Annotated in this window: 19 protein-coding genes; 10 read left to right on the forward strand and 9 right to left on the reverse strand. The window is 59.5% G+C overall.

What is annotated here, in order from left to right; all coding sequences use genetic code 11:
• Positions 1-81 precede the first annotated feature (81 nt).
• Both HD598_RS09190 and HD598_RS09195 read right to left on the reverse strand, forming a co-directional pair.
• Positions 82-828 carry an IclR family transcriptional regulator gene (locus tag HD598_RS09190; protein WP_183665380.1) on the reverse strand — a complete coding sequence of 249 codons (747 nt, stop codon included), beginning with the start codon at positions 826-828 and terminating at the stop codon, positions 82-84.
• Positions 829-874: 46 nt separating this feature from the next.
• Positions 875-1,948, reverse strand: coding sequence for an enoyl-CoA hydratase/isomerase family protein (locus tag HD598_RS09195; protein WP_183665382.1), 1,074 nt, complete (start codon positions 1,946-1,948; stop codon positions 875-877).
• Between the two features lie 246 nt (positions 1,949-2,194).
• Here HD598_RS09195 and HD598_RS09200 point away from each other — a divergent pair, with 246 nt between their 5' ends.
• From HD598_RS09200 to HD598_RS09215, 4 genes are all read left to right on the forward strand, one after another.
• Positions 2,195-3,406 (forward strand): thiolase family protein, encoded by a 1,212-nt coding sequence (locus HD598_RS09200; RefSeq protein WP_183665384.1) that lies wholly within the window; start codon positions 2,195-2,197, stop codon positions 3,404-3,406.
• A 46-nt stretch (positions 3,407-3,452) separates the two neighbouring features.
• Positions 3,453-4,148, forward strand: coding sequence for a 3-oxoacid CoA-transferase subunit A (locus HD598_RS09205; protein WP_183665386.1), 696 nt, complete (start codon positions 3,453-3,455; stop codon positions 4,146-4,148).
• Entirely contained in the window at positions 4,148-4,804 is a 657-nt protein-coding gene (locus tag HD598_RS09210) for a 3-oxoacid CoA-transferase subunit B (protein ID WP_183665388.1), read from the forward strand. The genes HD598_RS09205 and HD598_RS09210 overlap by 1 nt, the downstream gene beginning before the upstream one ends.
• A gap of 109 nt (positions 4,805-4,913) precedes the next feature.
• The gene (locus HD598_RS09215; protein WP_183665390.1) at positions 4,914-5,834 is read left to right on the forward strand and encodes an IclR family transcriptional regulator domain-containing protein; all 921 of its coding nucleotides are present in this window, start codon (positions 4,914-4,916) and stop codon (positions 5,832-5,834) included.
• Between the two features lie 125 nt (positions 5,835-5,959).
• On the opposite strand, the gene HD598_RS09220 is transcribed toward HD598_RS09215, so the two are convergent.
• Positions 5,960-6,916, reverse strand: coding sequence for a LysR family transcriptional regulator (locus HD598_RS09220; protein ID WP_183665392.1), 957 nt, complete (start codon positions 6,914-6,916; stop codon positions 5,960-5,962).
• 27 nt (positions 6,917-6,943) lie between these two features.
• Positions 6,944-7,327 carry a hypothetical protein gene (locus HD598_RS09225; RefSeq protein ID WP_183665394.1) on the reverse strand — a complete coding sequence of 128 codons (384 nt, stop codon included), beginning with the start codon at positions 7,325-7,327 and terminating at the stop codon, positions 6,944-6,946.
• A gap of 128 nt (positions 7,328-7,455) precedes the next feature.
• On the opposite strand from HD598_RS09225, the gene HD598_RS09230 reads away from it, so the two are divergent.
• Positions 7,456-7,947: a hypothetical protein gene (locus tag HD598_RS09230; RefSeq protein ID WP_260170530.1), complete on the forward strand. Its 492-nt coding sequence runs from the start codon at positions 7,456-7,458 to the stop codon at positions 7,945-7,947.
• 117 nt (positions 7,948-8,064) lie between these two features.
• Here the strand turns inward: HD598_RS09230 and HD598_RS09235 are convergent, their stop codons facing one another.
• The 4 genes from HD598_RS09235 to HD598_RS09250 all read right to left on the reverse strand — a co-directional run bounded on the left by HD598_RS09235 (position 8,065) and on the right by HD598_RS09250 (position 11,213).
• Positions 8,065-9,069: an LLM class flavin-dependent oxidoreductase gene (locus HD598_RS09235; protein ID WP_183665396.1), complete on the reverse strand. Its 1,005-nt coding sequence runs from the start codon at positions 9,067-9,069 to the stop codon at positions 8,065-8,067.
• A gap of 521 nt (positions 9,070-9,590) precedes the next feature.
• Complete coding sequence (locus tag HD598_RS09240) at positions 9,591-9,779, reverse strand: hypothetical protein (protein ID WP_183665398.1); 189 nt, start codon at positions 9,777-9,779, stop codon at positions 9,591-9,593.
• A gap of 194 nt (positions 9,780-9,973) precedes the next feature.
• Positions 9,974-10,177 carry a cold-shock protein gene (locus HD598_RS09245; protein ID WP_071894736.1) on the reverse strand — a complete coding sequence of 68 codons (204 nt, stop codon included), beginning with the start codon at positions 10,175-10,177 and terminating at the stop codon, positions 9,974-9,976.
• Between the two features lie 283 nt (positions 10,178-10,460).
• Positions 10,461-11,213 (reverse strand): TetR/AcrR family transcriptional regulator, encoded by a 753-nt coding sequence (locus HD598_RS09250; RefSeq protein ID WP_183665400.1) that lies wholly within the window; start codon positions 11,211-11,213, stop codon positions 10,461-10,463.
• Positions 11,214-11,319: 106 nt separating this feature from the next.
• Between HD598_RS09250 and HD598_RS09255 the strand changes: the two genes are divergently transcribed.
• The gene (locus HD598_RS09255) at positions 11,320-11,835 is read left to right on the forward strand and encodes a ferritin (protein WP_071894738.1); all 516 of its coding nucleotides are present in this window, start codon (positions 11,320-11,322) and stop codon (positions 11,833-11,835) included.
• Positions 11,836-12,211: 376 nt separating this feature from the next.
• Positions 12,212-14,272, forward strand: a complete 2,061-nt coding sequence (locus tag HD598_RS09260; RefSeq protein WP_183665403.1) for an SH3 domain-containing protein — start codon at positions 12,212-12,214, stop codon at positions 14,270-14,272.
• 86 nt (positions 14,273-14,358) lie between these two features.
• Here the strand turns inward: HD598_RS09260 and HD598_RS09265 are convergent, their stop codons facing one another.
• Positions 14,359-14,820: a MarR family winged helix-turn-helix transcriptional regulator gene (locus HD598_RS09265; protein WP_071894740.1), complete on the reverse strand. Its 462-nt coding sequence runs from the start codon at positions 14,818-14,820 to the stop codon at positions 14,359-14,361.
• 151 nt (positions 14,821-14,971) lie between these two features.
• Here HD598_RS09265 and HD598_RS09270 point away from each other — a divergent pair, with 151 nt between their 5' ends.
• Genes HD598_RS09270 through HD598_RS09280 form a run of 3 tightly spaced genes read left to right on the forward strand, consistent with a single transcriptional unit; the run spans position 14,972 to position 17,965 of the window.
• Entirely contained in the window at positions 14,972-15,898 is a 927-nt protein-coding gene (locus HD598_RS09270) for an SDR family NAD(P)-dependent oxidoreductase (protein ID WP_183665405.1), read from the forward strand.
• A 1-nt stretch (position 15,899) separates the two neighbouring features.
• Positions 15,900-16,787 carry an amidohydrolase family protein gene (locus HD598_RS09275; RefSeq protein WP_183665407.1) on the forward strand — a complete coding sequence of 296 codons (888 nt, stop codon included), beginning with the start codon at positions 15,900-15,902 and terminating at the stop codon, positions 16,785-16,787.
• 2 nt (positions 16,788-16,789) lie between these two features.
• Positions 16,790-17,965, forward strand: a complete 1,176-nt coding sequence (locus HD598_RS09280; protein ID WP_183665409.1) for an acyl-CoA dehydrogenase family protein — start codon at positions 16,790-16,792, stop codon at positions 17,963-17,965.
• The last annotated feature ends 27 nt before the right edge of the window (positions 17,966-17,992 follow it).

Here is a 17,992-nt window from a genome sequence, read left to right on the forward strand (position 1 = left end):
GCGGTTTCGATTGTGGCGCGCGCCACGGTTGTCCCATTGAATGGGATTTGTTGCGTTCTTTAGTACGACGACGCAGCTCGCCTACGCGGGCAGGCTGGAGAGGGCGCGACTGATGCCGCGAGCCGCCGTGCGCAGGGCGGCGATGGCGGTGGGAAGCTGATCCGATTCCCGCGGAACCACGATGCCCATCGCGGCGACGGCACGGTTTCTGGTGTCCAAAATGGGGGCGGCGGCACCCGTGGTTTCTTCGTCAATGAAACCGTCGAAGGTCGCGTAGCCGTTACGCCGAATGTGATCCAGCGAGCGGCGGAAATCCTGATGATAGAGCGCTATTTCTGTGCCGTGACGCTGCATGAAACCCTCCGCCACGTGAGGCGCGGAGAATGCCAAGAGCACCATGCCCATCGAGGTGCGGTGAAGCGGCATGCGCTTGGCGATGCCGGCGGCGTTGACTGCGTGACCGGGGCGCGAAAGCCGCTCCAGTACTAGCACCTCGTCCTCCACCAGGATGGAGAGCTGGGTGCTGTGCTGGACCACCTGATTGACGTCCTCCATGAATGGCATGGCGATGGTCTTGAGGTCGTTGGCGCTCGCAGAACGATTCACAATCTCCCAAAGCCCCAAGCCAACAGCCACTTCGCCGTTGTCCCGGCGTTCCAGCAAGCCGTGGCTGACCATGGATTCCACCAGCCGGTACGCGGTGGCGCGCGGGACGTTCGCGCGGCGCGCCAGAGCACTCACGGTCAGTGCCGAGTGTTGCGCGCTGAACGCGCCGAGGATGCGAACCAAGCGATCCAGAACTGAATCGCCGGAAGGGGAGTTGGCCATTTTTTAGTGTGCTGGTGTGGAGGTTTCGGGGCTACGCGGGCCGGGACTACGCGGGGTCTGGGACGTTGGTGGCCACGCGGGAGATCGCTTCACGATCCACGTCCTCGGGTCCCTTGATGGTCCACTGCGGATTGCGGTCCTTATCCACCACCTGAGCACGGACGCCCTCCACGAAATCTGGGAAGGAAATGACGTATTCCACCATGTTGTATTCGCGTTCAAGCGCTTGGGAGAGGTTGTTGCCTTCGCGAGCGGCGCGGATGCACTGCAAAGCGGCTTCTTGGCTGAGGTAAGAGTGCGTTTTCATCTCTTCAAGGGCAGCGCGAGGTCCCTCGCCCGGAATTTCGGCAAGTGCGTTCATGATGTCCGCGACCGTCTCGCCCGCGAACGCCCGATCAATCCAGTCCTGGTTGATTTCGAGGCTCTCCGGGAGTGCGCCACGCGTTTTGGCGGCGATGTTGGGGGAGGCGCCGTACATGACCTCGAGCGCAGCCGAGAGGTCCGCGGTGGAAAGTCCCACGAGGTCCGGGAGAGTGGAGACGACGTCCACGTAGTTCTCTGAATCGATCATCATGTCCGCGAATCCGGCGTAAATGGCGTCGCCTGGACCCATCACGGAGGAGGTTAGTCCCAAGTATTCGCCCGTGCGTCCAGGGGCGTGGCCCAGCAAGTGCGTGCCTCCCACGTCCGGAGTGAGGCCAATGCGGGTTTCGGGCATCGCTACCTTGGAGCGTTCGGTGACGATGCGGACGTCTGCGTGACCGGACAGGCCTACTCCGCCGCCCATGCAGATGCCATCCATGTAGGCGATGGTGGGTTTGGGGAAGGTCGCGATGGCGCGATTCACCGCGTATTCGGCGCGCAAGAACGCCAGCATGTGTTCCGGCTGTCCGTCCTTGAGGAAGTCATAGAACGCGCGGATGTCTCCGCCTGCGCAGAGGCCGCGCTCGCCGGCGCCTTGAATGAAGAGCATCTTGACCGAAGGATCGCCAGCCCACTCCTGAAGTACTTCTGCGATGGCATCCACCATCTCGTGATTCAGCGCGTTGAGCTTTTCTGGGCGATTCAGGGTGAGGACGCCGATGCTGTCCACAATCTTGGCAGTCACGAGGTTGCTCATTGAAGCGCCTTTCACGAGGTAGCCGGGGCGCTGTGATCAGCCCCGATCAAGAGTGCGTCCGTTCAATGGGACGCATGTGTGACGTTACTAGGATTCGCCGTGTTCAGGAAGTCTTGACTTTTTTCGATCAAAGTCTTGTAGGTCACGTCGATCCACGGTAAAGTTCAACATACGAACAAAAGTTCACTATGTGAACATTCCAAACTTTGGATGCGGGACGTTTTCCCGAACAGCGCAGGAGATGCAATGCAGCAGGCCTACCTATACGACGCCATTAGAACCCCTTTCGGAAAGATTGGCGGATCCCTGTCCGGCCATCGTCCCGATGATCTCGCAGCCCTGGTGATCAAGAACCTCGTGGAGCGCGCTCCTGGTCTTGACGCCAACAAGATTGACGAAGCAATTTTCGGCAACGCCAACGGTGCCGGCGAAGAGAACCGCAACGTAGCTCGCATGGCGTTGCTGCTCGCCGGTCTTCCTACCTCGATCCCCGGAACCTCGATCAACCGCTTGTGTGGTTCTTCCCTCGACGCGGCCATGATGGCCAGCCGTCAGATTGAAACCGGAGAAGCTGACCTCATGCTGGTTGGTGGCGTGGAATCCATGTCCCGCGCTCCATGGGTATTGCCTAAGACGGACCGCCCATTCCCCATGCAGAACCTCGAGCTCGCCAACACCACTTTGGGCTGGCGCCTCGTGAACCCAGCGATGCCATCCGAATGGACGGTGTCCTTGGGTGAAGCCACCGAGCAGCTGCGCGAAAAGCACGGCATCACTCGCGAAGAGCAGGACGCTTTCGCAGCCAACTCGCACCAGCTTGCCGCCAAGGCCTGGGATGAGGGCAAGTATGACAACCTCGTTGTCACCGTCCCACCAGCATCCAAGAAGGGCACCGAGGTCACGCGTGACGAGACCATCCGCCCAGACTCCACCGCCGAGTCCCTCGCGGCCTTGCGCACGGTGTTCCGTTCCGCTGAGAACGGCACGGTTACCGCTGGTAACGCTTCCCCTATGAACGACGGCGCCTCTGGCGGTTGGTTGGGCAGCGAACGCGCTGGCGACATCTTGGGTCTTGCACCGATTGCCAAGATCATCGGCCGCGGCGCGGCAGCCAACGAGCCACAGTTCTTCGGTGAAGCGCCCGTAGAGGCCGCTAACAAGGCTCTTCGCCATGCTGGCCTGACGTGGAATGACATCAGCGCGCTCGAGTTGAACGAAGCCTTCGCGGCCCAGTCCCTCGCATGCATCCGCCAGTGGAACATCGATCCAGCCATCGTCAACCAGTGGGGCGGTGCCATCGCCATCGGTCACCCGCTGGGCGCTTCCGGTATGCGCATCTTGGGCATCGTGGCACGTCGCTTGCAGGAGAGCGGCGAAAAGTACGGCATGGCTGCCATTTGCATCGGTGTGGGCCAGGGCCTCGCCGTCGTAGTGGAAAACCCCAACGCAACCAAGTAATTGCGGCGCAAGCTAGCACTGAATTTCACAGACAGGAAAGGACACCATGGCACCTCGCTTCGCAACTGACGCGGCGGACGCCGTCTCCGAGATCACCAGCGGTTCAACCGTGATGATCGGCGGATTCGGCAACGCCGGCCAGCCCATGGAACTGATCGACGCACTCTTGGATTGCGGCGCAACGGATTTGACCGTTGTGAACAACAACGCAGGTCAGGCCGACGCTGGCTTGGCACTGCTCATCAAGGAACGCCGCGTGAAGAAGGTCATTTGCTCCTTCCCACGCCAGTCTGACTCATGGCACTTCGACACTGCCTACCGCGCTGGCGAGATCGAGCTTGAGCTCGTTCCGCAGGGCAACTTGGCCGAGCGCATCCGCGCTGCTGGCGCTGGCATCGGCGGCTTCTTCACGCCAACCGGCTACGGCACGCTGCTGGCCGAGGGCAAGGAGACCCGTGTGATCGACGGCAAGGGCTACGTGCTCGAATCCCCGATCAAGGCTGACTTCGCCCTCATCAAGTCGCTGCGCGCTGACAAGCTCGGCAACCTCGTGTACCGCAAGACGGCCCGTAACTTTGGACCCATCATGGCTACCGCCGCGAAGAAGTCCATTGTGCAGGTCAACGAGGTCGTGGAGATCGGCGCGTTGGATCCAGAAGTAATCGTGACGCCAGGCATCTTCGTTGACACCGTCGTGACGTTGAATGGCGCACAGGCTGCTGCTAAGGAAGGAACCAAGTAATGACTGCTTTCGCTTCCACCGCTGAAAAGCTGGACAAGAACGCTCTGGCTCAGATTGTTGCCGCGGACATCGCTCCTGGCGCTTTCGTGAACTTGGGCATTGGTCAGCCAACCCTCGTTTCCAACTTCCTGACCGCCGATCAGGGCGTCACGCTCCACACGGAGAACGGCATGTTGGGCATGGGCCCGCAGGCCACCGGTGACGACATCGACGAGGACCTCATCAACGCCGGCAAGATCCCGGTCACCGAGCTCCCCGGTGCGTCCTACTTCCACCACGCTGACTCATTCGCGATGATGCGCGGCGGACACTTGGACGTCTGCGTTTTGGGTGCGTTCCAGGTTTCTCGCGAGGGTGACCTCGCAAACTGGCACACCGGCGCTCCGGACGCTATCCCTGCTGTGGGTGGCGCTATGGACCTCGCCATCGGTGCGAAGGAAACCTGGGTCATGATGAGCCTGTTCACAAAGGATGGTGCCGCGAAGCTCGTGGACGCGTTGACCTACCCGGTCACGGGTCTGGGCTGCGTCAAGCGTGTCTACACGGAAAGCGCCATCTTCTTGATCAACGACGGCAAGGTTGTTGTGCGCTCCACGCACGGCACCACGTTCGAAGAGTTGCAAGAGAAGATTCCGTTCACCTTGGAACGCGCATAACTTTTGCCCCTTTACGCGAGTCGCGCCTTTTCAGATTCTGGGAACGGCGCGGCTTTGCGTATTCTTGAGAGCCGTTTGGGCTCGGTTTTGGAAGGACGCTAACGCCACGATGTCTTGGAATTACGACGACGCCACTTCCGTCCCCGACCCATCTTCCGTTGGTACTGAGTCCGTTGGCGCGGTGTCCGTTGGCGCTGAGTCCGGTGTTGAGGCGTCTTTGAGCGCGGCTAATCCGTCAGACACGGTTTATTCTTCGGGTACGCTGCAGTCTTCGAGCACGGTTCAGTCCTTGGCGCGTGGTCTCGACGTCATCAGGTCCTTTGACGCTGAGCATCCTTCCATGACGTTGACTGAGGTTGCTGGTCGTACGGGGCTTTCCCGAGCCACCGCCCGACGATTCCTGTTGACCCTGGCCGAGCTCGGCTATGTCCGGTTCGACGGCAAGTACTTTGAGCTCACCTCACGCGTCCTTCAGTTGGGGTATTCGTACCTGAGCTCGCACACGCTCCCGCAGATCATTGAGCCCGCGCTTGAACAGCTTTCGGGTGAACTCAACGAGTCGTGTTCCGCGTCAGTGTTGGACGACGATGACATCGTGTACATCGCCCGCGTACACACCCGACGCATCATGCGCATCGGCATTTCCGTAGGCACTCGGTTGCCGGCTTTTGCCACCAGCATGGGTCGAGTTCTCTTGGCGTACTTGCCCGTTTCCGAGCGCGATGCTGCAATCTCTCAGTTGAAGGCTGACCCGCTCACACCAGCCACCATCACCACGCCTGAAGCGCTTGCTCGGGAGCTTGATGCTGTGCGTGAGCAAGGCTTCTGCGTGGTGAATCAGGAACTTGAAGTCGGTCTGCAATCCGTTGCCGTGCCAGTGTTCGGGCCGGAAGGTGATGTGGTGTGCGCCTTGAACGTGTCCATGAGTGTGGTTCCTGGAACCACGTCGGCTCCGCGGCTCGAAACCATTGTTCCGGCGCTCAAAGCCACCGCGGACCGCATCGGCGCAGATCTTCGCGCGAAGAAGTAGACAAAGCTTCGGCCTTCACGCCGAAACTGATACCCACGCTTACGCCCACACTTTTAATCGCACGCACGCACGCACGCCCATACGCACACGCTCGCGCCCATACGCATGACTACACCGATGCGCGGCTAGCTTGAAGCTAGGAGCGCGGCGATTCGCTCCACAAAAATCGCTGCCGCGTTTTGGACTGCGGGAACGCTTGCGCGTTCGTTTTCGGTGCCCTCGCGAGCGCTCCGCGACGGCGGCTTATTCGTAAGAGCCAAGACGCTACGGGAGAGTTTTGCTTCCGGAATTCGCACCGAGACGGTGCCTTCTGGAAGATTGGTGAGCGCGAGCTTGGGAACAAGCGCGGCCCCCAATCCAGATGCCACCAGTGAGAGTGTGGTGTTGAAATCATCCGAGTACGCCACCACGCGGGGTTGCATGCCGAAGGATGCGAAAAGGTTGGCGATGACCACAGCATCCGAAGCTCCGGGATGGTGCATGATCCACGGCATGTCCGCCAACTGGGCGGGGGAGAGGGCTGCTTCAGCTTCGAAGCCCCAAGCTGCAGGTAGAACGAAAACGAATGGATCCTCAGCGAGCCACGTTCTCTTCAAACTCGCAGGCCACGCCAGCCCACCTTGGCCCACTTGGAACACCAGCGCAACGTCAAGCCCGTTCTCAGAACGCAAGCTACGCACCAGTTGCGCAGGCTCACCCACGCTCAACCGCAACTGTGTTCCGGAAGCCAACCAGGCGTCGTCGTGCATCAATCGCGGAATCAGGTACGACGTCAATGACGGGAAAATTCCCACGCGCAACTCAACATGAGAACTGCTGGTCTCCGCCGCAGACGCAGCGGCGACGAGCGATTCCAGTTCCGTGAGCACAATGCGCGCATGCCGCGCCATCGCCTCCGCGGAGGGCAAGGGCACTGCAGATCGCGCACTACGTTCGAAGAGCGTGACCCCCGAAGCTTTCTCGAGCGCGCTGATCTGCTGGCTGACGGCAGACGGCGTGAGACCCAAGCGCGGTGCGGCGGCCGCAAAGGATCCAGCTTCGAGGACTTCGAGCAGGATGCGGAGCTGATGAGGATTAATCATGGCGACCATTGATACTAGCCGCCCAGACTACTTATCCTCGTCCTCTTCCTCTTCATCAAACTCTTCTTCATCATCTTCGTCGTCGCCCCAGTCGTCGACCTCGTCCTCGTCGTCGGAGTCTTCGTCTTCTTCGTCGTCATCGTCTGAGTCCTCGTCTTCTTCAACGAGTTCCTCATCCTCACCGTTGTCCAACCCCACGTTGTCGGGATCGGTCTCCCAACCGTCATCCTCATCCTCGACCGGTTCGCCGTCGATCAGGTACGTGTGCTGGCGCAAAGGATCGATGCGATCCATGGACTCTGGGTCATCCGAGGAGCCCTCTGGAGGGGTTCCGTCACGGCCGTCTTCTGGATCTTCCCAGTCGTCAGCGGCTTGTTCGTCGTACTCGGTGTCTTCGTACGGATCGCTCATGGTTCCTCCTGTGTAGACAATGGACTTGAGCATCAGCCTATGCGTTCCAAGGCACGCGGGGAAGTGGTGTGGAGAACGTTTCTGAGCCTTCTTGAGAGCGCATTTATAAAGACGCTAGAATTTGGTTCATGACGAGGCAAAGACGCCCAGAAAATGAAGCCATCGCAGAGCGAAACACGCGTGATTCTCACGTCTGGCTAGGCATGAGACTCATTTTGCCGGCGCTCTGGTTGGGACTGATCATCGGGATTTCCTTGATCGAGGCGCCACTGAAATTTCAAGCTCCAGGCATCACCATTCCGCTGGGCCTCGGAATCGGGCGCCTGGTTTTCGGCGTCATGAACACCGTTGAATTCTTTATCTTCGCGGCGATGCTGTTTGCGACCATTGGGCGGGGCGTCTCGACCGCAATTCAGGGGATGGTGGCGGCGCTTGGCGTGGTGCAACTCGTGAAAGTTATCGTGGTGCGGCCGCAGCTCAATCATCAAACCGATTTAGTGCTTAGCGGAGCATCCGACGGCGGATCGCTGTGGCACTACGCGTACATCGCGTGCGACGGCGTTCTCATCCTGCTATTGATCGGCGTACTGTGGGCCGGAGTCCGTTCCCTGCGAGCTTGATGGAACAAGCAGGCAGGGAACGGGAGGTCAGTGTCTTCGACCTAGATCGACGACTCTCTTTGACTAACTTTCGTCGGCCTTGTGCGTGAAACTTGGCCTGAAAATATCTGCGTGAAGTTATGCGCTGACGGGCTGAGTAAGTCCCATGGCTGCTGCAGTCACTTCGAGCGAACGCAAGCGATCCTCGTGATTTACCGCAGAGTGCACCGTCACGAGTTCGTTGACACCGGTGGTTTCGACGAACTGTTCCAAGTAGTCCTTGACGCGTTCGCCGGTGCCGGCGGCAAGATACGTCAGCATGCGTAGGACCTGCTGGCCAGCCGGTGACTCCATGACCATGTCCAGCTCATCCTCAGTGAATGGCTGAGTGCGGCCGCGCTCCAACATCTGACGAATGCGCTGGCGCTTGGTCTTCTCAAGAATCTGGAAAGCCTGCTCGTCAGTGTCCGCAGCGATGATGTTAATTCCCGCGCTGACATAGGGTTCTTGCAAAACATCGCTCGGCTTGAACTGCTGCTTGTACACCTGGACGGCTTGCATGAGCGCATCCGGAGCGAAGTGGCTCGCGAAGGAGTACGGCAAACCTAGCTGAGCTGCCAGCTGGGCTCCGAACAGGCTAGAACCGAGAATGGTCAGCGGCACGTTGGTGCCCTTGCCCGGTGTTGCGTCTACACCCTTGATGACCGAGTCGCCTTCGAGATAGCCCTGCAACTCCACAACATCGTGAGGGAAGGAATCTGCGGCGGCGAAGTCGCGTCGAAGGGCACGGAAAGTTGCCTGATCAGAACCCGGTGCGCGACCGAGTCCCAAGTTGATACGACCTGGGAAGAGTTCTTCCAAAGTTCCGAACTGCTCGGCGATCACCAAGGGGGAATGGTTGGGAAGCATGATGCCGCCGGCACCCACCTGAATGGTGGAGGTGTGATTAGCGACGTGACACATCAAAACGCTGGTGGCACTCGACGCAATCGTGGGCATGTTGTGGTGCTCGGCGTACCAAACACCCTTGTAGCCCAGTTGTTCTGCGCGCTGAGCTACCTCAACGGACTCTTTGAAAGCAACAGCTGCCGTGCTGTTGGGGCGAATGATGGCCAAGTCCAGAATGGAAAGAGGAATGCTCATATCAATTGACAACCGCCAACAGGCATCAAGCATTCCCGAGACTTCGCTTCGTCCCTGGACTTGCGTTTTCGTTGGTGAACAAACCACGAAGTCGCAAGCCTGGAGACGATCCGATGTCTCACTGATAGTGCGCGAAGTGCGAAGTGCGAAGTGCCGGAGACTGGCCGGGAGGCAGGTGTGGAGGCAGGTGCGGAGACTTCGGCGATGGCGATGGCGCAGACGGAGGCAGGAGTGGAGACGGCGGCGACGGAGGCAGGAGTGGCGACGTCAGTGGCAGTGGCCATGGCGGCGGAGAAACGTCGTGATTGTTGCGCCTCAAAATGTGGCCGTAGCGATAGTTGCATCGGAGCCGATGGCCGAGCGTAGTTTTTGTTGCGTTGGGCCGCGGAGACGTATCAATAGTTGCGCTTGCGCAAAGACCTCAACGTAGCGATTGTTGTGCCGCATTTTTCAGATGTACTGATTGTTGCGGAATAGGCGTCTCGCTGGATACGATCGCGCAACACCAGCTACGTGCGCTTCTAGATGGCGCAACTCTCGCTACGTTCAACCGCGAGTGGGCGGTGCTGGGCAGCGACGAGGCAGCGATAGGTGGAGACGAGGTAGCGGACAGGTGGCGACGAGGCAACGCCGCGCCGATCACGCCGAGTTTGGTGCCGTGAAACGCGCAAGTAGAGGCGCAAGTAGAGGCGAATGAGTGCGGCGGCCATGAAAATGCAGCAGAAAAGACGAGTTCGTGCGCACTGACAAGGCACTGGCAAAGGCGAGGGCGGCTGCCATGAAAAGGCACTTGCAAAAACAAGAACCTCCCGGCTGGTCTTCGCGAGGAAGACTCAGAAACCGGGAGGTTCTTGTTGGTGGGGTTATTCACCCCGAAGCTTGTAAAGCTTTAGCTGTCTAAAGATTAGAGAGCGCGGATGTCAGTGGCCTGTGGGCCCTTCTGACCATCGGTGATTTCGAACTCAACGCGCTGTCCTTCTTCAAGAGCGCGGAAGCCCTTGGACTGGATAGCGGAGTAGTGAGCGAAAACGTCTGCGGAGTTGTCATCTGGAGCGATGAATCCGTAGCCCTTTTCAGCGTTAAACCATTTTACGACGCCAGTTGCCATTTTGATGTTCCTTTCGGATGTCCTTGCGGACGTAGGGGCGCAAGTCCCAGGATTGAAGACTTACATGCAGCTACGTGATGTACCGCTGACAGGAAAGGTTGATCTCCGAGGAGACCAGGCACTACCAACTGCGGGAACTACTGAAACTACGTAATCCACGTTACGCCAGAAAAGTCGATATGGCTAGACGGGAGGGGCATAAAATCGTTAGTTTTCCTAAAATTCACCTAAGGGGCGAATTTGTTGGCTTGTTGTTTACCTTGAACATCCGCGCGATGTAGCGCTATTTGGCGTTTTCGCCCGGCTGAGAATTCTTACTTGAGACAATCAACTCATCTAGCACTTCGGTGCTGGGATCTTCGTTGTATTCGTCCAAATGGTACGTCTGGACCAGTCCGCGGGTGAGGCTGCGAATGGTTTCAACGTACAAATGCTCGTCGAAGCCGGCGCCGTTGATACCCGGAAGCCCACTCTGAATCCCAGAGGTAATGGCGTTGATTTCAAGGGAGACTAGGCCGTGCATGCACGCCCAGGTGGACAACAAGAAGTTGGGAACCCGGTTGATAGGGATCGGCAAATGCCCCAACTCGATGGCCCGCAAGAGCGCCTTAGTGGGCACGGTTGCCAGTTCGGCGGCGAATCGAAGGTCCGACTCTGGCATGCCGCCGCTTGATTCGGGCAGTGTTGGGTCAAGCTTGAGCGCTCCGCCGAACAAGATGCCGTACAAGTTTGGGTTGGCCATGGACCAGCGCCGGTACTTGAGCATGGCTTCATCCATGAACTTGAGGGGTTCGTCGTCGTTATAAGGAATCTGCGAGAAATCTTCGAAGTAGCTGTCAGCTGCTCGCCGGTACAGCGCGAACCTTACGCCGTCCATTCCTCCGAAGAGCGTGTAAACGGCGGTGGTGCTGGTGTTCACTGCGGTACATAGGCGGCGCGCGCTGAGTCCCTCAACGCCTTCTGCTGCCGTAATCCGCGCGGCTTCATCGAGCATTTGATTGCGCAAGGCAACATCGTGAATTCGGGGTCGAGGCATGCCAATAACTATCCCATATAACGCAAATGCAACAACTGTGATGGTTATGAGTTCGCCCATCGTGATCGTTGATGCGGAGTGGTCGCGAACACCCTAGGCTGGGTTTATGGAACTTACCGGTGAATTGGAAACAGCATTCAATAAGCAAGTGACCTTGGAAATGCAGGCATCGATTGTTTACCGCCAACTGGCGATCGACATGGATGTCATTGACCTTCCAGGCATCGCCCAGTGGCTGCGCGCGCAGTCCGAGGAAGAGATCATCCACTGCGAGAAGTTCGTCAAGCACATGACGGATCGCGATGCTCACCCGACCTTCGAGGCAATTCCTGCTGTCTCGTCCCGCGCAAACACCGTGCTTGAGGCTTTTGAGGCCGCCTTGGCACATGAGAAGAAGGTGTCTGAAGCGATTCGCGAGTTGTACCGCACTGCGCAGTCCGCCGCGGATGTTGACTCCCTGCCGATGCTGTACTGGTTCATTAGCGAGCAGGTTGAGGAAGAATCCACCATTTCTGAGATCGTGGGTCGCGTGAAGTTGATTAGCGACGACGGCCCGGGCCTCTTGCGTCTCGACGCCGAATTGGGTCAGCGTGTGGCTCAGGTTCAGCCGGCCGAGGCATAAATTTCGCGACAATAATTTGATCGTCGATTTTTGATGACGACGCCGCAGCTCGCCTAGGTGCGAAAGCTGCGGCGTCGTCGTATTTCCGCGGTATTCCGCTCAAGTGAGTGGCCGTGATCACCGCACTACAGCGGCGATACTGGCGGAGTATTGTCACGTACTTGTTACCGGCGAGTTCATCACGACGCGCCGACTTCCGAAATTTTTGTTGCATAAATCGCAGGTTTCGGGTTTAACTCTTATGTGGAAGCTTTAAGTTATCCCCAATATTTCTTAAAGGTTCCACGTCAGCTTTGTGCGTTCCCCACGCTCTGAGGTGACTTTGAAAACCGTTCATAGTCCGGCTCCTTAGGCGCCGGCGACTTGAGGATGTCTCATGGCCGTTTCTTCCCGCGCGCTGGTGGTCCCCACGACCACGGCACTTGCCACTGCATTACTCGTCTCCGGTCAAGCCGCTCACGCCGCCACTGTGCCACTCGCGCAGCCCGGCGCTAAGCCAGCAGGCACGCCTACGGCGCTCAACGGTGCTCAGGCAGGAGCGGTCTCCGCGGCCACGACTACCTCACGCGTCGTTCTGCCCTTGGCATCCGGTGCGTACCGCTATTCGTCCGAATACGGACCACGCTGCATCCCTGTAGTAGGCGGCTCCACGTGGCACCTTGGCCAGGACCTTGCGGCAGATAGCGGCTCACCAATCTTCGCTGTTGCCGACGGCGTGGTCACCAAGACCAAGAGCGGCACCTCTTCCTCGAGCGGCTACATTGTGGTTCGCCACGAGATCGAGGGCAAGGTATTCCACACGGTGTACGTCCACATGTGGAACGCCAACACCCACGTCGCAGTAGGCCAGACCGTCCGCGCGGGACAGCAGATCTCCATTGTGGGAAGCTCCGGACCATCCACCGCACCTCACTTGCACTTCGAAGTGTGGGAGGGCGCTTGGTACACCGGTACGCACCTTGACTCGGCCGAATGGCTTGCAGACCGCGGCGTAGATCTTCAGGCGAACGCCTCCCGCGTGTACAACACCACGGTTCCTTCGAGCTGCGGATACTCCGCCAACGGCACGCAATCGCTCAAGGCATCGCCGTCCTCTAGCTCCACGACGCTAACGACGCTGGCGTCTGGTGCCCTCATGACCGGCATCCCCGGCGAAATGAGCAACGGATACGTTCGCGTGAGCGCCGGCGGCTTCGTGGGCTGGGTTGCTCACCTCGGTGTGCGTCCGTACTACGGAACCAGCGGATTGCCAGCTGCACCTACCCCGCTCGATCCAAACTTCCCGATCTCCGGTGGCGTCGGGGGCGGTTCCACCTCGCCAACGCTTCCAACCGGCACCGTCACGACGGGCACCTACCAGGCCACGGCCAACGTCAACATGCGTTCGGGCCCAGGCACCAGCTACGCCATTCAGACTTTGGTCCCTAACGGCACCAAGGTCACCGCAACGGCGACCTCCAACGGCTGGTACAAGATCACGTACAACGGCAAGACCGGTTGGGTGATCGACGATTACTTCAAGGCCATCACCACCACGACGGTGCCAACGACGCCGACGACTCCAACGACTCCGGTTGTCACAGCCCCCACCACGGGCACCTTCAAGGCCATCAGCGATGTCAACATCCGTACGGGTGCAGGCATGACCTACGGTGTGGTCAAGGTTCTGCCTGCCGGCGGACAGGTCACCGTGACCCAGACGTCCGGCGGATGGTCCAAGGTCACCTACGGTTCATCGACCGGTTGGGTAGCTTCGGCCTACCTCACCGCCGTCACCGTCACGGCTCCAGCGCCAACGACCCCAACGGTTACCGCTCCGACGCACCAGACCACCGCGAACTTGAACTTCCGCACCGGTCCATCCACGTCCCGCTCCGTGATCAGCGTGCTGCCCGCTGGCACCAAGGTCACCGAACTCGATCGCGGCACGGCGTACGTTCAGATCCAGGTCAACGGCAAGATTGGCTGGGTTATCGGCCATTACCTGAAGCCGCTGGGAACCACGACGACCACGACGACGGCACCAGCTCCGACGACGTCAACCTCCACCTCCACCATTGCCTTGCAGAGTGCGAAGGCCATGAAGACCACGGTGAGCCTGAACATGGTGTCAGCGCCTCGAGACGGCGCCTCCCGCGTGCGTATTCTGAGCGCTGGAGTCACGGTCATGGTTGACGCCACGAGCGGCAACTACTCCCGCGCCACCTACAACGGCGTCACCGGGTGGATCCCCACTTCACAGCTGAGCGCCGTGACGGCGAAGACCATGACCGCCACCACGGCAGTCTTCTTCCGCACCGGACCGGGCAACACCTACGCGAAGGTCGGCACCATCGCCGGCGGCGCTTCCGTACTTGTTGACGGCGAGCAAGGCGGCTGGCTGCGCGTGACCTACCAGGGCAAGGTTGGCTGGGTTTACCAGACCTTCTTGAAGTAGATCCTGTGGCATGAAGTAATACTTCTGAATAACGAAAATCCCGGCATCGTGACTGTTCACGGTGCCGGGATTTTTGCGTCTGTGGACTATTCGTTGAAGGCCAGTCGCAGCATGGTCTCTCGAAAAGCCAGCTGCTCTTCTGGGGTCAGGGGTGCCAAGCTCTCGGCCTGGGCCGCCTGAGTGCGCTCGCGCGCTTCCGCAAGGAGCGCTTCGCCCTCCACAGTGGCGGTGATGACCTTTTGACGGCGGTCACGAGGATCCTGTTCTCGCAGAATCAATCCCGCGTTTTCAAGCTCATCCACCAAGGCCACGATCTGCGAAGGATCGAGTGAGAGCATGTGCGCGAGTTCGCGCTGCGTGGGGTTCAGGTCGCTTGCGGCGAGGTTGAGCACCGAATACGAGCGCACTTTGAGCCCGAGCTCCCGCAGGGATGCGTTCGCTTTCGCGTTGGCGAGCGAACTGACGCGCGCAATGAGGAAGGTGACTTCTTCTGAGAGTGGACTGCGGGACAGTCGGTCAAGATCGGTCTCGAGGGGAACCTGGGTCATGGCCGATCCTCCTTTCACTGGAAACCATGTTTTTCTCTGAGGAGTAGGGTACCGCGAAAACTCCGGTTTTAGTTGATGAAAATAATCGTTGACTTTTTCAATGATGTTGGTGCACAGTGGATTCCAGAACGAAACCATCTGAAGGAGCACCATGTCTGCACTGTCTGGCAAAGTCGCCATCGTCACCGGATCCGGCCGAGGACTCGGCCTCGCCTACGCCCAGGAGCTCGCCCGTCAAGGCGCATCCGTCATCATCAACGATGTCAACCAAGAGGTTGCAGACACCGCCGTCGCCTCGATCGTTGAACACGGCGGACAGGCGGCAGCCGTCGTCGTACCAGTAGGAACTACGGAAGCTGCGCAGGCCCTCGTCAAGGGAGCCCTCCATACCTTCGGTCGCCTCGATATCCTCGTCACCAACGCAGGCATCCTGCGGGACAAGTCCATCCTGAAGATGACGGATGAGGATTTCGACGCCGTCATCAACGTGCACCTCAAGGGCACCTTCACGTGCGTGCGCGAGGCCTACGCCTACTTCAAGGAGAACGGCGTGGCAGGTCGCATCGTGACCATCGGCTCACCTACTGGCCAGCGCGGAAACTTCGGACAGACCAACTACGCTGCAGCCAAGGCTGGAATCGTGGGCATGACCCGCACGTGGGCCCTCGAAATGAAGAAGGCCGGCGTCACCGTCAACGCCGTCATTCCCGTGGCTGCCACCGAGATGACCCGCACCGTGCCGTTCTTCCAGAAGGCTGTTGAAGCGCAGGATCGCGGCGAAGCGATGCCAGACTTCTTCCGCAAGGACTTGGGATTCGGTACCGCTGAAGACGTTGCTGGCTTGATTGCCTTCTTGGCCTCAGATGCTGCCGCTGACATCACCGGCCAGGCCATCGGCGCCGGTGGCGACCGTTTGCAGTTGTGGTCCCACCCGGAAGCCGTCGAGTCCGCGTTCCATGACGGCGGCTGGAGCTTCGAAGCTCTCGAGTCCGGATACCCCTTTGCCGGTAAGTCCCAGTCCGTGGGCGAGAAGTTCCCTGAGCTTCCCGAAGAACTGCGTCCCGAGGTAGCCAAGTAGCATGACCACGCGATACGAATGCGCCGTCGACGTCACCACCATCGATGCGTTGGATACGCACGTCCACCTCGAGTGTGACAGCCACGGCCACCTCGCGATGCCGGATCACTTCTTCGAAGCATCCGCGAAGTACTTCAAATCGGAAGAGCGCACTCCCACCCTGGATCGCATCGCGGAGATCTACCGCGAACGCAACATGGCGGCTGTTGTCTTCACGGTTGACGCACGCATGGCACTCAAGCACGAGCCAAACTCAGTGGATGACTTGGTGGCGGATGCGCAGCGCAACAACGACGTGATCATTCCTTTCGGAACCGTGGACCCGCTCATGGGTCCCGCGGCGATTGCGGAAGCGCGCCGCCAGTACGAGGACCTCGGGGTTCGTGGCTTCAAGTTCCACGCCTCGCTGCAGGCTTTTGATCCTTCCGCTGCTGAGCGCTACCCGCTGTGGGAAGCGCTCCAGGAAATCGGCTTGCCGTGCGTGTTCCACACCGGCCAAAACGGTATGGGTGCCGGGTTGCCCGGCGGTGGCGGCGTGAAGCTGCGCTACTCGAACCCGCTCTTGCTCGATGATGTGGCGGCGGATTTCCCGAACCTGCCGATCATCATGGCGCACCCTTCGGTGCCGTGGCAGGAAGAAGCGAACTCGATCGCCACCCACAAGGCGAACGTGTTCATTGACCTGTCCGGCTGGAGCCCCAAGTACTTCCCGGAGTCGCTCGTGAAGCTCGCCTCCAACGTGCTGTCCTCGAAGTTGCTTTTCGGCACTGACTTCCCGCTCATCACCCCTGACAAGTGGTTGGCCGCATTCGCGGAGCTGCCCATCAAGGATGAAGCGCGCCCGAAGATTCTGAAGGACAACGCCGTCAGGCTGTTGGGTCTGGGGTAGCGATGACCGATTTCTATCCGAGCGATCAGTACGGATTCTCCTCGCTGTTGAGCGAGGGCGAGCTCGCGGCTTTGGGCCGCTTGCGCGCAGTGCTTGACGAGAAGGTTCGCCCGCTCGTCAACGAGTACTGGGAGAAGGCTGAATTCCCGGTTCAGATCATGCCGGATCTCATCAAGCTCAACCTCATGGCGCCCGAAGAGCTGGGCGGCGCGGAGCCGAGCGCGCTCTACGGAGGCTTCCGGAACTTCGAGTTCGCTCGCCTGGACGCCTCGATCGTCACGCTCTACAACGCGCAGTCCGGACTCTTCCGCACCACCGTCAACCTCGGCGGCGATGCCGAGCAGGTTGCCGAGCTAGATCCCAAGATCCAGTCCTTCGAGCTCACGGGCGTCTTCGCGCTCACCGAGCCCGATCACGGCTCCGATATTGCGCGCGGTCTCGCGACGAGCGCACGTCAAGAACCCAACGGCGACTGGATCATCAACGGCGCCAAGCGGTGGATCGGCGGTGCGTCCATGGCGGACGTACTGGCGACCTTCGCTCGCGATGAGGCGGACGGCCAGGTCAAGTGCTTCCTGGTCCCCACCGACTCCGAGGGCCTAACGATCTCCAAGATGCACGGCAAAACGTCCCTGCGCATGATGCAGAACGCTGATATCCAGTACGACGACGTGCGCGTGCGTTCCGAGGCTCGCTTGCGGAAGATCAATTCATTCGCAGACGTGGCCGCGTGCCTGCGCAACATGCGCTCCGACGTTGCATGGATCGCGACCGGTTGCGCTGCTGGCGCGTACGAAGAGGCGCTGGCTTACGTCATGAAGCGTGAACAGTTCGGGCGGCCTATCGCAGGCTTCCAGCTGATTCAGGAAAAGTTGGCCACCATGCTTGCCAACGTGACCGCAAGCCTAGGCGTCGTCGTACGGCTCACTCAACAGCAAGCTGAAGGTAACTACCGCGACGAAAATTCGGCGCTCGCCAAAATGTTCACGGCACGCATGCTGCGCGAAACCGTAGCCCTCGCCCGCGAAATTATGGGTGGCAACGGAATCCTGCTGGAAAACAATGTGGCCCGCTTCCACGCAGACGCCGAAGCAATTTATTCCTACGAAGGCACGGACGAAATTAACGCTCTTGTGGTGGGTCGTGCCATCACGGGGCTCGGCGCCTTCAACCGTTAGAAACCACTCACTCTAGAAAGGCTCAAT

Source organism: Neomicrococcus aestuarii (assembly GCF_014201135.1).
In the GTDB taxonomy this organism is placed as follows: domain Bacteria; phylum Actinomycetota; class Actinomycetes; order Actinomycetales; family Micrococcaceae; genus Neomicrococcus; species Neomicrococcus aestuarii.

Coding starts and splice junctions, on each gene's coding strand:
- HD598_RS09275 (WP_183665407.1), top strand. CDS start 15,900: ATGACCACGCGATACGAATGCGCCGTCGACGTCACCACCATCGATGCG.
- HD598_RS09200 (WP_183665384.1), top strand. CDS start 2,195: ATGCAGCAGGCCTACCTATACGACGCCATTAGAACCCCTTTCGGAAAG.
- HD598_RS09195 (WP_183665382.1), bottom strand. CDS start 1,948: ATGAGCAACCTCGTGACTGCCAAGATTGTGGACAGCATCGGCGTCCTC.
- HD598_RS09215 (WP_183665390.1), top strand. CDS start 4,914: ATGTCTTGGAATTACGACGACGCCACTTCCGTCCCCGACCCATCTTCC.
- HD598_RS09255 (WP_071894738.1), top strand. CDS start 11,320: ATGGAACTTACCGGTGAATTGGAAACAGCATTCAATAAGCAAGTGACC.
- HD598_RS09235 (WP_183665396.1), bottom strand. CDS start 9,069: ATGAGCATTCCTCTTTCCATTCTGGACTTGGCCATCATTCGCCCCAAC.
- HD598_RS09225 (WP_183665394.1), bottom strand. CDS start 7,327: ATGAGCGATCCGTACGAAGACACCGAGTACGACGAACAAGCCGCTGAC.
- HD598_RS09220 (WP_183665392.1), bottom strand. CDS start 6,916: ATGATTAATCCTCATCAGCTCCGCATCCTGCTCGAAGTCCTCGAAGCT.
- HD598_RS09250 (WP_183665400.1), bottom strand. CDS start 11,213: ATGCCTCGACCCCGAATTCACGATGTTGCCTTGCGCAATCAAATGCTC.
- HD598_RS09280 (WP_183665409.1), top strand. CDS start 16,790: ATGACCGATTTCTATCCGAGCGATCAGTACGGATTCTCCTCGCTGTTG.
- HD598_RS09245 (WP_071894736.1), bottom strand. CDS start 10,177: ATGGCAACTGGCGTCGTAAAATGGTTTAACGCTGAAAAGGGCTACGGA.
- HD598_RS09205 (WP_183665386.1), top strand. CDS start 3,453: ATGGCACCTCGCTTCGCAACTGACGCGGCGGACGCCGTCTCCGAGATC.
- HD598_RS09210 (WP_183665388.1), top strand. CDS start 4,148: ATGACTGCTTTCGCTTCCACCGCTGAAAAGCTGGACAAGAACGCTCTG.
- HD598_RS09230 (WP_260170530.1), top strand. CDS start 7,456: ATGACGAGGCAAAGACGCCCAGAAAATGAAGCCATCGCAGAGCGAAAC.
- HD598_RS09260 (WP_183665403.1), top strand. CDS start 12,212: ATGGCCGTTTCTTCCCGCGCGCTGGTGGTCCCCACGACCACGGCACTT.
- HD598_RS09270 (WP_183665405.1), top strand. CDS start 14,972: ATGTCTGCACTGTCTGGCAAAGTCGCCATCGTCACCGGATCCGGCCGA.
- HD598_RS09240 (WP_183665398.1), bottom strand. CDS start 9,779: ATGGCCGCCGCACTCATTCGCCTCTACTTGCGCCTCTACTTGCGCGTT.
- HD598_RS09190 (WP_183665380.1), bottom strand. CDS start 828: ATGGCCAACTCCCCTTCCGGCGATTCAGTTCTGGATCGCTTGGTTCGC.
- HD598_RS09265 (WP_071894740.1), bottom strand. CDS start 14,820: ATGACCCAGGTTCCCCTCGAGACCGATCTTGACCGACTGTCCCGCAGT.